Origin of the sequence: Chryseobacterium sp. IT-36CA2, from assembly GCF_949767875.1 — a bacterium.
In the GTDB taxonomy this organism is placed as follows: Bacteria; Bacteroidota; Bacteroidia; order Flavobacteriales; family Weeksellaceae; genus Chryseobacterium.
Genome location: NZ_CATKPG010000011.1, coordinates 1,274,454 through 1,286,676 on the forward strand (window position 1 = coordinate 1,274,454; position 12,223 = coordinate 1,286,676).

Annotated in this window: 12 protein-coding genes; 7 read left to right on the forward strand and 5 right to left on the reverse strand. The window is 36.5% G+C overall.

Annotated elements, in window-relative coordinates; all coding sequences use genetic code 11:
* Positions 1–30 precede the first annotated feature (30 nt).
* Together ACM6F9_RS06540 and ACM6F9_RS06545 are read right to left on the reverse strand one after the other, a co-directional pair.
* Entirely contained in the window at positions 31–723 is a 693-nt protein-coding gene (locus ACM6F9_RS06540) for an AIM24 family protein (RefSeq protein WP_414844944.1), read from the reverse strand.
* Positions 724–756: 33 nt separating this feature from the next.
* Positions 757–1,473 carry a hypothetical protein gene (locus ACM6F9_RS06545; protein ID WP_414844945.1) on the reverse strand — a complete coding sequence of 239 codons (717 nt, stop codon included), beginning with the start codon at positions 1,471–1,473 and terminating at the stop codon, positions 757–759.
* Between the two features lie 154 nt (positions 1,474–1,627).
* On the opposite strand from ACM6F9_RS06545, the gene queA reads away from it, so the two are divergent.
* The 5 genes from queA to ACM6F9_RS06570 all read left to right on the forward strand — a co-directional run bounded on the left by queA (position 1,628) and on the right by ACM6F9_RS06570 (position 7,097).
* Positions 1,628–2,677: a tRNA preQ1(34) S-adenosylmethionine ribosyltransferase-isomerase QueA gene (queA, locus tag ACM6F9_RS06550; RefSeq protein WP_105704468.1), complete on the forward strand. Its 1,050-nt coding sequence runs from the start codon at positions 1,628–1,630 to the stop codon at positions 2,675–2,677.
* Between the two features lie 71 nt (positions 2,678–2,748).
* Entirely contained in the window at positions 2,749–3,783 is a 1,035-nt protein-coding gene (gene rlmN / locus ACM6F9_RS06555) for a 23S rRNA (adenine(2503)-C(2))-methyltransferase RlmN (protein ID WP_105704467.1), read from the forward strand.
* Positions 3,784–3,857: 74 nt separating this feature from the next.
* Positions 3,858–4,808: a sterol desaturase family protein gene (locus tag ACM6F9_RS06560; RefSeq protein ID WP_414844946.1), complete on the forward strand. Its 951-nt coding sequence runs from the start codon at positions 3,858–3,860 to the stop codon at positions 4,806–4,808.
* 329 nt (positions 4,809–5,137) lie between these two features.
* A complete protein-coding gene (locus ACM6F9_RS06565; RefSeq protein ID WP_414844947.1) occupies positions 5,138–6,046 on the forward strand; it encodes a hypothetical protein in 909 nt (302 codons plus the stop codon).
* A gap of 73 nt (positions 6,047–6,119) precedes the next feature.
* The gene (locus ACM6F9_RS06570; protein WP_129039741.1) at positions 6,120–7,097 is read left to right on the forward strand and encodes a polyprenyl synthetase family protein; all 978 of its coding nucleotides are present in this window, start codon (positions 6,120–6,122) and stop codon (positions 7,095–7,097) included.
* Position 7,098: 1 nt separating this feature from the next.
* Here the strand turns inward: ACM6F9_RS06570 and ACM6F9_RS06575 are convergent, their stop codons facing one another.
* Positions 7,099–7,392, reverse strand: a complete 294-nt coding sequence (locus ACM6F9_RS06575; protein WP_414844948.1) for a hypothetical protein — start codon at positions 7,390–7,392, stop codon at positions 7,099–7,101.
* 138 nt (positions 7,393–7,530) lie between these two features.
* On the opposite strand from ACM6F9_RS06575, the gene ACM6F9_RS06580 reads away from it, so the two are divergent.
* On the forward strand, positions 7,531–9,963 hold the full coding sequence (locus ACM6F9_RS06580; protein ID WP_414844949.1) for a thiamine pyrophosphate-dependent enzyme: 2,433 nt from the start codon (positions 7,531–7,533) through the stop codon (positions 9,961–9,963).
* 54 nt (positions 9,964–10,017) lie between these two features.
* On the opposite strand, the gene ACM6F9_RS06585 is transcribed toward ACM6F9_RS06580, so the two are convergent.
* Positions 10,018–10,434, reverse strand: a complete 417-nt coding sequence (locus ACM6F9_RS06585; protein WP_414844950.1) for a carboxymuconolactone decarboxylase family protein — start codon at positions 10,432–10,434, stop codon at positions 10,018–10,020.
* 108 nt (positions 10,435–10,542) lie between these two features.
* Positions 10,543–10,935, reverse strand: coding sequence for a winged helix-turn-helix transcriptional regulator (locus ACM6F9_RS06590; RefSeq protein ID WP_414844951.1), 393 nt, complete (start codon positions 10,933–10,935; stop codon positions 10,543–10,545).
* 167 nt (positions 10,936–11,102) lie between these two features.
* Between ACM6F9_RS06590 and ACM6F9_RS06595 the strand changes: the two genes are divergently transcribed.
* The gene (locus tag ACM6F9_RS06595) at positions 11,103–12,164 is read left to right on the forward strand and encodes an NADH:flavin oxidoreductase (protein ID WP_414844952.1); all 1,062 of its coding nucleotides are present in this window, start codon (positions 11,103–11,105) and stop codon (positions 12,162–12,164) included.
* The last annotated feature ends 59 nt before the right edge of the window (positions 12,165–12,223 follow it).

Here is a 12,223-nt window from a genome sequence, read left to right on the forward strand (position 1 = left end):
ATTTTAAATCACTTCTGAATTTGGTCTGTTTTATTTTTCCGTATAGTATACCTCTTCATAAGGCTGAATCAGTACCCACCCATGTCCTGAGAACTTCATCTGGAACTCTTCGCCGCTTCCTCTTCCGATAAGGCTTTTGAATGAAACATTGGTTTTGAGTTCAGGACTTAGGTTTCCGGACCATGCAACAGTAGCATTAGGATCTGTAAATACGGGAGTGTCAGGAGTTACAAGTAAAGTTAAAGGATCTCCGTGAGTAGTAATGGCAATATGCCCCGTTCCTGAAAGTTTTACCTGGAAAAGTCCTCCAGACATCATTCCTGCAATACTTTTCAGCATCGTAATATCACTTTTTACGCTTTGTTCGTGGGCAAGAACGTCATTTCCGTTCACACACACAGATTCATTATTCAGATACAGAATACGGACTTTCTTTCCGGAATCTGCTACATAGAGTTTTCCGGAACCTTCCGCTTTCATCAACTTGGCTCCTTCTCCGCTGATTGCTTTCTTCAAAAGGTTTCCAATTCCTCCGGACAGCATTCCCTGTCTTTCAAAATTGATATTACCCACATAACTTACCATACTTCCTCTTTTCGTCCATACTGCCTGATTATTAAGGTTGATTTCCAGAAGGTGTTTCGTTTCCAGTTCAAAATAATCTCTTTGCTGTGGATTCTCCTTTGTTTCGTTGATAAATGCTTCTATCGAATATTTACTCATAGTGATAATTTTTAATTTGTTGTTTTTATAGTGTTATTGTTTTAGTTTGTCGAGTTTATACTCTCTTTTGTTACTTTTAGGATTCAGATCTACAAATTCGTATTCTTCAAAGTGGGCAAGTTTTGCTTTGAATATTTCAGTTGCTTTTTCTACTGACCAGGTTTTAGGATAATGAAAGCCTTCAAACTTCACATTGAAGATCTGTGCTTTGAATTCATGTGAAAATTCATCATCACCCGTATAGGTCAAGGCTATTTTACCGGTCCATGTAATATCATATTGATTGTTGGCTGTCTTTGAAAACCGGATCTGATGGTCTGCACAGCTGTCATGCCCCAGCAGGTAAATATTGAAAGCAAGATCATCATCATCAAAATGTTGTTCAGATGGAAGATCGTTGCTGAAAAGATCATTTTTAATTACAGCTTCAAAATCCAGTTTTTCATCAAGGTTATTGATCCTGATTCCTCTCTGTTCGCCCCAATAATTTGAGGATAAAGTACAGGCATGATAGTTTCCCCATACGATTTTGGAGTCCCAGTCAGGCAGGTCTTCATCTCCTTCCTCGTTGTTTTCATTATCATTTGCGTAATAATTTTCTGTTTTTAAATGAAAATCAAACCAGATAAATCCATATTCGTCTATTCGTCCACTCCAACTGAATGTTTCAATGGCATGACCGTTAGGGTACGGATTATCAAGGAAGTATATTTTACTTACAGATTCCATATTGAATTTAAATTTTTCCAAAAATACTCTTTTTATACCTTGGAAATCCCCGTAAAATCACGGTTTTATATTTGATTGTAAATAATACTTGACAAAGGGGTATCCAATGTCGTATATTTGCACTCCGAAAATTACACCTTGTAATTTCAATAATTTTTAAACCGTAATTTAAAAAATGAAAACATCAGATTTTAATTTTGATCTTCCTGCGGAATTATTAGCAGAACACCCATCAGAGCACAGAGACGAAGCCAGATTAATGGTACTTGATAGAAAAACACAAACTATCGAGCACAAATTATTCAAGGATGTAGTGGATTATTTTGATGAAGAAGATTTGTTTATCTTCAACAATACAAAAGTTTTCCCTGCTCGTCTTTACGGAAATAAAGAAAAAACAGGTGCTAAAATTGAAGTTTTCTTATTAAGAGAGCTTGATAAAGAAACAAGAGTTTGGGACGTTTTGGTAGATCCAGCAAGAAAAATCAGAATTGGTAACAAATTATTCTTCACAGAAGATGAGTCTTTGGTAGCTGAAGTTATCGATAATACAACTTCAAGAGGAAGAACATTAAGATTCTTATTCGATGGTTCTTACGACGAATTCAGAACAAAACTAAAAGAATTAGGAGAAACTCCACTTCCAAAATATATCAAAAGAGCAGTAGAACCAGAAGATGCAGAAAGATATCAGACGATCTATGCAAAAGTGGAAGGAGCGGTTGCTGCACCTACAGCAGGTCTTCACTTCTCAAGACATTTGATGAAGAGATTAGAAATCAAAGGAATCAATTTTGCTGAAGTTACCCTTCACGTAGGATTAGGAACTTTCAACCCAATTGAAGTAGAAGATCTTTCTAAACACAAAATGGAATCTGAAGAGATCATCATTGATGAGAAAAATGCTGCTATTATCAATAAAGCAGTAGATACTCACAGAAGAGTTTGTGCAGTAGGTACTACAACAATGAGAGCTTTGGAAACTTCTGTTTCTTCAAACAAGAAAATCTCTGCATTCAACGGATGGACTAATAAATTCATTTATCCTCCTCACGATTTTGGAGTAGCTAATGCAATGATTACTAACTTCCACACGCCGAAATCTACCCTATTGATGATGATTGCAGCGTTTGCAGGAAGAGATTTTGTAATGCATGCTTATGAAGAAGCCGTAAAAGAAAAGTATAAATTCTATTCTTACGGTGATGCAATGTTAATTCTATAAAAAAGATAATAGGTAAAAGGTGGCAGGTAGTAGTTATCCGCCACCTGCCACCTATAATCTACAACCTTACAATGAAAGATATCCGTATATTATCACTAGACCAGCTTAAAGACTACTTTGTATCTTTAGGAGAAAAGCCGTTTCGTGCGAAGCAGGTCTATGACTGGCTATGGAGTAAAAACCTCCATTCGATTGATGAAATGACGAATCTTTCGAAATCACTTCGTGAAAAAATTTCAGAAGAATATACCATTAATCCTGTTTCCGTAGATCTTCTTCAAAAAAGTTCTGACGGAACCATCAAAAACGGCGTGAAACTTCATGACGGTCTGATGGTGGAATCTGTTCTTATTCCTACAGAAACAAGAACCACAGCCTGTGTATCTTCACAGGTAGGATGCTCATTAAACTGCGAATTCTGTGCTACAGCCAAACTGAAAAGGATGAGAAACCTTGAAGTTGCTGAAATTGTAGATCAGGTTGCCCTGATTGACAGCCAGAGTAGAATGTATTTTGAAAGACCGCTTTCCAATATCGTATTCATGGGTATGGGAGAGCCCATGATGAATTACAAAAACGTAGTGGAGGCCATCAGAAAAATTACCCAGCCGGAAGGATTGGGAATGTCTCCAAGAAGAATTACCGTTTCTACATCCGGTATTCCTAAGATGATCAAAATGCTTGCAGATGATGAACTGCGTGTGAAGCTGGCTTTATCTCTTCACTCAGCTATCGAGTCCAAGCGTAATGAGATTATGCCTTTCTCTGATAAATTCCCGTTAACGGATATTATGGAGTCTCTTCAGTACTGGTATCAAAAGACAGGTTCTGTCATTACTTTTGAATACTGCGTATGGAAAGGAATCAATGATGGAGACGAAGATATTAAAGCTTTAATCAAATATTGCAAACAGGTTCCTTCCAAAGTAAACCTTATTCAATACAACCCAATTGGGGATGGAAAGTATGACCAATGCAACAAACAGGCGGAAGAAAACTATATTCGTCAGCTTGAAAATGCAGGAATTACGGTAATGGTCAGAAGAAGCCGTGGAGGTGATATTGATGCTGCCTGTGGGCAATTAGCCAACAAAGCGACAGATTAAAATTTCCTTAAAAAAAACCTAAAGCTTCCTTAAAACATAGGCTAAAACCCTACCTTTGCACAAATTATTTTGTGATGATGGATTTTCTAATGAGCGAGGATGGGCTGGAAAATGTGTATGCGTGGTCTATTCCGGTGCATGCTACTGTTATTTTAGCCGAAATGATTTACAGCCACGTTTCAGAAGCTAAGCTATATAGTGGAAAAGACCTTCTTACAAATATTTATCTTGCATTGATGAATTTTGGTCTTGACCTTATCATGAAAGCATTTGCCATGGGCGTTATGTTTTTCTTTTACAGTCACAGACTTTTTTCATGGGATTTGAGTATATGGTATCTGCTGGCTTGTTTTATCATCACAGATTTCGCCTATTACGTACTGCATTATGTAGACCATCGTTCCAGAGCATTCTGGGCAGTTCATATCACACACCACAGCTCAGAATATTTTAACCTTACAACAGGTTTCAGAAGCCCTGTATTACAACCTCTTTACCGATATTTGTATTTTTCACCGCTAGCATTTTTAGGATTCAATCCATGGCATATTATGGTGGCATACGCGATAGGGCAGGTGTATGGAACGTGGGTGCATACACAGACTGTGAAGAGTATGGGATTTTTAGAATATATTCTTGTAACTCCTTCTCATCATCGTGTTCATCATGCATGTAACGTAAAATATCTCGATAAAAACATGGGAATGTGTCTCATCATATGGGATAAGATATTCGGAACCTTCCAGAAAGAAGATCCAAATATTCCTGTTAAATACGGAATTTATCCTAAAATGCCGGATAACAGACCAGATACAGTACTCTTTTATGAATGGAGAAAAATCTGGAAAGATTTGAAGCAGCCGGGATTAAAATTCACAGACAGAATTAATTATATTTTCAACTCGCCAGGATGGAGACATGACGGAACCGGAAAAACGGTAAGACAATACCAGAAAGAGTATTTTGCAAAACAGGCTAGAAAAAAAGAACAACAGCAAAATCAGAAACAGCAGAAATCTGCTTAACTTTTGATTTAAAATCAATAGAAATCTAAGGAAAAGCGGGCTATTTTAGCTCGTTTTTCTGTTATAAGAAGATCATTAACAAAGGTTGAGAGTAAAAAGGCAAAAGAGCAAAGCAATCTGCAAAAAAAAATTATCTTTAACCCTCAAATCCTACAACTTCACTAATCCTTACAATGTTTAGATTCCTTCGGAATGACAAGGTGTACGGATAGGCAAATCGTAGTTTGCCCATTCCGTAGGAATCTACACTTTCGCTCTCAAACGCTCTCACCCTCAAACTCTCAAACTCTCAAACCCACTACCTCAGAATAAAACCCTACTTTTGCCTTATGAAAAAATTCCTTCTGATTGTTGCTCTTTCCGTTGTTCAATCTGCATTTTCCCAGCAGGTTGACTTTCTGAAAATAAAAAAATACAGAGTTAATTATCTGGATGATAAAATTGAGGAAACTTCAGGACTGAATATTTTAAACGGAAAGTTGTATACATTCAATGATAGCGGAAATCCGGCCGAACTTTTTGAAATTGATAAAAAAAGTGGAGAAATTATCAGAACACTGAAAACCAATTTGATTAATACAGATTGGGAAGCTTTGACTAATGATGGAGAAAATTTTTATATCGGAGACTTTGGAAACAATGCCGGAACAAGAAAGGATCTCATGATTTACAAAGTTCCTTTCGAACGTCTTGATATGTCTAATGTAACTAAGATTCCACGTTCAGAAAGAGCTTTAGATGGGACGAAAATTCTTTTTTATTATCCTGAGCAGACTGAATTTATTTCTAAAAATACAAAAAACGACTTCGATGCGGAAGCTATGATTTATTTGAATGGAAAGCTGCATATATTTACCAAAGAATGGGCGTCAAAAGCAACCTCTCATTATATCGTAGATCCTGAAATTTCAGAACTGCAAAAGGCTGACAAAACAGAAACTTATAAAACAGGTTTTGTAGTCACAGATGCTTCTTATTTTGATAAAAAGCTTTATTTGGTAGGGTATACCAAGAAAACGGAAGTCTTTTTAGACATTTTTACAGAAACAGAACCCGGAATATTTTTTAAACAAAAACCTAAACATTATTATCTGGGAACAGCTCTTTCATTAGCTCAGATTGAAGGAATAAGTGTAGATGAAACGGGAATTTATATCTCCGGAGAAAAATTCAGATCTCCATTAGGAACTACAAAACCCTCTTTTTATTTTATCCCGAAAGATCAACTCCAGGATTAATTTTATCTTAAAATTGAGCGAAAAAAATTATCTTTGTGAGAATTAATAATTATTCACCCAGCATTCGCAGATTGTGGCAAATACAGTAGAAGAGATTAAACGACCGATCAATGATGAAATGAAACTTTTTGAACAGAAGTTTTATGAATCAATGCAGAGTAAAGTAGCTTTATTGGATAAAGTAACCCGTTTTATTGTTACCACAAAAGGTAAGCAGATGCGTCCTATGTTTGTGTTTCTTTGTGCCAAACTGGTAGGGGAGGTGACGGAAAAGACGTATCGTGGTGCTTCCATGATTGAACTGATTCATACCGCTACTCTTGTGCATGATGATGTTGTGGATGAAAGTTTTAAACGCCGTAATTTCTTTTCGATCAACGCTTTGTGGAAGAATAAGATTGCGGTTTTGGTAGGAGATTATCTTTTGTCAAAATCCGTTTTACTTTCTACAGACCATAAAGATTATGACCTGCTTGGAGTAATTTCCAGAACCATCCGTGAAATGTCTGAAGGAGAACTTCTTCAGCTCGAAAAAGCCAGAAAACTGGATATCACAGAAGATGTTTATTATGAAATTATCCGTCAGAAAACAGCTACTTTGATCGCTGCCTGCTGTGAGATAGGAGTTCTCTCTAATAATGCAGACGAAGCTCTTGCCAAGAAGATGATGGATTTCGGAACCTTTACAGGAATGGCATTCCAGATCAAAGACGACCTTTTTGATTACTTAAGTTCAAACGTTATCGGTAAACCCGTAGGAATTGACATTAAAGAACAGAAAATGACCCTGCCTTTAATTCATACCTTAAAGATAGCCGATGAAAAAGACAGAAAATATTATTTTGATACCATAAAACGATATAATAACAATCCTAAACGCGTAAAAGAGCTTATTGAATTTGTCAAAAACTCCGGTGGGTTGGAATATGCTATTACAGTCATGAAAGATTTCCAGCAGAAAGCGAAAAATATTCTGAATGAATTTCCGGATTCTGAAGCAAGAAAATCGTTACATATTATGCTGGATTATGTAATTGAGCGAAAATTTTAAGTTAAATAATTTTCAGGGTTACAATAATAACAGCTAGAACTATACAAAATAAAGCAATTAAAAATAAATAATCCGCAATACTCTCAAAGGTAGTTTCCCTCTTTTCAGTTTTGGTTCTGATCGCCAGAAAAGAAAAGAAGCAGCTGCAGGCAAAAAGAATACAGGCAAAACCAGCAAACTCATCCAAATACGTACTCTGACTGATCTTAGAGATTTTTAATGACGTAATAATAATAAGGGAAAATCCTAAAAGATTGCTCGAAGCGTTCAAAATGTGAGGTGACTTTTTTTCCATCATTTACAATTTTTATCAAAATAAAGCACAATTTTTTTTATTATCAAATTTTTAAAAAAGATTATTAAAAATTAAAATTAATTTAAAAAGTGTATATTAGCAAAATACTTGAAGATTAAAAAACTTTTTTACTTAGCTATGCAAACAACCTATATTGAAACACAGCAAATATCCTTTCAAGATTTTAAAAATCAAATACTTGAAGACTACAGGTTAGGAAGGATCTCTCGTGAAATGTCTTATCTCGGAAGGAGAGAAGTACTCACGGGAAAAGCTAAATTCGGAATTTTTGGGGATGGAAAAGAACTTCCTCAGCTTGCAATGGCGAAAGTTTTCAGAAATGGAGACTTCCGTTCAGGATATTACAGGGATCAGACTTTTGCATTGGCAATAGATGCTCTTACAGTAGAAAGTTTCTTTGCACAAATGTATGCAGATACAAGCGTGGAAAGAGAGCCTGCTTCAGCGGGAAGACAAATGAACGGGCATTTCGCAACAAGAAGTTTAAATGAAGACGGAAGCTGGAAAGATTTGACAGCTCAGAAAAATATTTCTTCGGATATTTCTCCTACAGCCGGGCAAATGCCAAGATTATTAGGATTGGCTCAGGCTTCTACAATCTATAAAAGTGTAAAATTTGATGGATCAGAAAAATTCTCAAGAGAAGGTAACGAAATTGCTTTCGGAACCATTGGGGATGCTTCTACAGCGGAAGGACACTTTTGGGAGACTTTGAATGCAGCTTGTGCTCTTCAGGTTCCTATGATTGTTTCTATCTGGGATGACGGATATGGAATTTCGGTTCCTACTAAAAATCAAAGAGCAAAAGGAGACATCAGCGAAATGTTGAGCGGTTTCCAAAGAAAAGAAGGAGAAAACCAGGGGTGCGAGATTATTCAGGTAAAAGCTTGGGATTATCCTGCATTATTAGATGCCTATGCTAAGGCAGAACATTTCGCAAGAACAGAAAGTGTACCGGTAGTAGTGCATGTGATTGATGTTACTCAGCCTCAAGGGCACTCTACATCAGGATCTCATGAAAGATATAAAAACGAAGAGCGTCTGGCTTGGGAAGCTGAGTATGACGGTCTTGCAAAATTCAAAGAATGGATTCTGAACTATTCTATTGAAATTGAAGGAAAAGAAGAAGTCATTGCAACTACTGAAGAGTTGGAAGCAATTGATGATGAAGCGAAAAAGATAGCAAAAGCAGGACAAAAAACTGCTTGGGAAAACTATCAAAAAGCTATTTCAGAACTTATTCAGTCTATTTTACCTTTAGTAGAAAATCTTAAAGGTCAGAATGCCGAAGTTGAAACGTATATTGCTCAATTTAACAAATTGGTTTCAAAAGCTAAAAAAGATATCTTCCATTTGGTAAGAAAAGCTTTATTGGCAACAAGAGGGACAAACTCTACAGAAAGAACTCAATTGATGCAAAAATACAATGAAGTAGCTGCTGTTGAAAAAGACAACTATTCTTCTCACTTATACTCTCAATCTGAGTGGAAAGCTGAAAACATCGAGGAAATCAAACCTGTATATTCTGACAGTTCTGAAGATGTAGACGGAAGAGTAGTGATCAGAAATAATTTTGATAAAATTTTTGAAAAATATCCTGAAACCCTAATCTTTGGAGAAGATACCGGAAATATCGGTGATGTAAACCAGGGATTGGAAGGAATGCAGGAAAAATATGGTGCTTTACGTATCGCAGATACAGGAATTCGTGAAGCAACGATCCTTGGACAGGGAATTGGTATGGCAATGAGAGGTTTGAGACCCATCGCTGAAATCCAATATTTAGACTATGTTCTTTACTGTTTACAGGGAATGAGTGATGATCTGGCAACAGTACATTACAGAACCAAAGGAGGCCAAAAAGCTCCATTGATCATCAGAACAAGAGGTCACAGATTAGAAGGAATCTGGCACTCAGGTTCTCCAATGGCTGGTATTCTGAACCTTTCAAAAGGTATTTTAGTATTGGTTCCTAGAAACCTTACGAAAGCTGCAGGATTCTACAATACAATGCTTCAGACAGACGAACCTGCGATCATTGTTGAATGTCTGAACGGATACAGATTAAAAGAGAAACAACCAGATAACTTAGGTGAATTCACTGTTCCTGTAGGAAAAATTGAAGTAACCAAAGAAGGAAAAGATGTTACTTTGGTAACGTACGGTTCTACATGGAGAATTGTAACGGAAGCAGCTAACGAATTGGAAAAATTAGGAATTTCTGCTGAAGTAATTGATATTCAATCATTAATTCCTTTCGATTTATCTCATGAAATTGCTGAAAGCGTTAAGAAAACAAACAGATTAGTAGTGATTGACGAAGATGTGGAAGGTGGAACTACAGGATTTATCTTACAGCAGATTCTTGAAAAGCAGAAAGCATTCAGATATCTGGACTCAGATCCGTTGACGATCTCTGCAAATGATCACAGACCTGCTTACGCAAGTGATGGTGACTATTTCAGCAAGCCGTCTACAGACGATATGGTAGAAAAAATCTACGCAATGTTTAATGAAACAAATCCTCAGAAATATCCGGCGATATTCTAATTGGGATTACAATAAAAAAGATCGGGCTTTCAGATTTCTGAAAGCCCGATCTTTTTAATCCTCTTCAGCTAAAGTAATTCTCAGCTTATTCAAAGTATTCATTAAAGTAATACTTGCCGTAAGTTCTACGATTTCCTGCTCATTAAAATAAAGCTTAAGTTGTTCTTTTATTTTATTCCATTGATCATTTCCGCTTGTTATTACTTCAGCCCAGCTTAAAGCCAGCTTTTGCTGATCATTGAAGGCATTCGTGTGTTTCCAGCCTGGGAGCCTATTAATGGTATCCTGTTCAAAGCCAAAATCGGATAATTCTTTAGCGTGATAACTGCAGCAATAGGCACAACCATTGATTTGAGAAACACGCAGCTCCACCAAAGCGATCAGTTTTTCATCAATACCGGATTTTCTAATGCTGTTGTGGGCTCTATACAGATTCCCAATCGTTTCCTTTGCAATGTCTTTGTAATTCATAATGAATATTTTTCTGCAAATTTGCATCAGAAATGCTTTTGAACCTATATACTTACCTTTTCGTTCTATACTTACCTTTTTGAAAGTGCAATCCAAAATGAAAGGCTATCAAACATTGACAGCCTTTATATTTTTTACATCCTCATTCAAAAAAGAACAGTTTTTATCTTCATGCTGTCCTTTTACCTGATATTTGGCTTCCCATTCTTCCAGTAAATATAAAATTGGTAACAAAGCCAATCCTTTTTCTGTAAGAGAATATTCCACTCGGGGAGGAAGTTCTTTAAACTCTTCACGAATCACCAGTCCATCAGCCTCCATCTCCCTCAGCTGGTCAGTCAATACCTTTCTGGAAATGACATTAATGCGTACTGCCAGTTCCCCGAAACGTAATTTCCTGTCTTTAATAACAAGAACAATAATAGGCTTCCATTTGCTTCCTAAAGCGGCCATTGCCTTGCCCAGAGGACAGCTATATTGCATCAATTCATTCTTTTTCATAAGGAGAAATTTATTTTAAATAATAGTACGGAACCTAAGTTTCATACGTTACTTTGATGTTACTAATGTAAGTTACTGCGAAGTTACCACTATTTTTTTAATAAAAGATACAAAAGTGAACTATTATTAGTTACTTTGTGTAACAATTATAAAATATAAATTTAAATATGAGCACATCATCATTATTTAAACCGTTTCAATACAAAAATTTACAGCTTAAAAATAGAATTGTAATGGCTCCAATGACCAGAGCACAATCTGATAATGGAGTTCCAACTCAGAATATTGCAGATTATTATGGAAGAAGAGCCGCTTCAGAAGTAGGATTAATTCTTTCTGAAGGAACTGTGATCAACAGACCGGGATCAAAAAATATGCAGAATATTCCAGATTTCTATGGAACTGAAGCTTTAAACGGCTGGAAAAATGTTATTGACACCGTACATCAAAACGGAGGTAAAATGGGGCCGCAGATCTGGCATGTAGGAGATACAAGAATGTCAGAAGAATATCCTTTGGTTCAAATGGAAAAAGCTTCCACAATGACAGTTGAAGATATTCAGGATACGATTGCTCAGTTTGCAGCATCTGCAAAATCTGCCAAAGATCTTGGTTTCGACTGTATTGAAATTCATGGAGCTCATGGATATCTTATCGACCAGTTTTTCTGGGAAGTAACCAATACAAGAACTGACGAATACGGTGGTAAAACATTAAAAGAAAGAAGCAGATTTGCTGTAGAAGTAGTAAAAGCAATCAGAGCAGCAGTAGGAGAGGACTTTACCATTATTATCCGTCTTTCACAATGGAAACAGCAGGATTATAAAACCAGATTGGCATTTACTCCTAATGAAATGGAAGAATGGTTATTACCATTAAAAGAAGCCGGAGTAGATATTTTCCACTGTTCACAGCGCCGTTTCTGGGAGCCGGAATTTGAAGGTTCTGATTTAAATTTTGCAGGATGGGCTAAAAAAATTACCGGACAGCCAACCATTACAGTAGGTTCTGTTGGTTTGAACGGAGATTTCCTTAATGCTTTTGCAGGGCAGGGAACAGAAAAAACAGATCTTACGGAACTGATCAGAAGACTTGATAATGAAGAGTTTGATCTTGTTGCAGTAGGAAGAGCCATCTTACAGGATCACCAGTGGGTACAGAAGATCAAAGATGGAAATACAGAAGCTCTTCTGGACTTTTCAGCAGAAAGTATGGGCGTTTTATTTTAATATCAAATTGAATCATGAATTCGCTTCGCTGTTAATTTTTTACAGCATAATTTAATCAC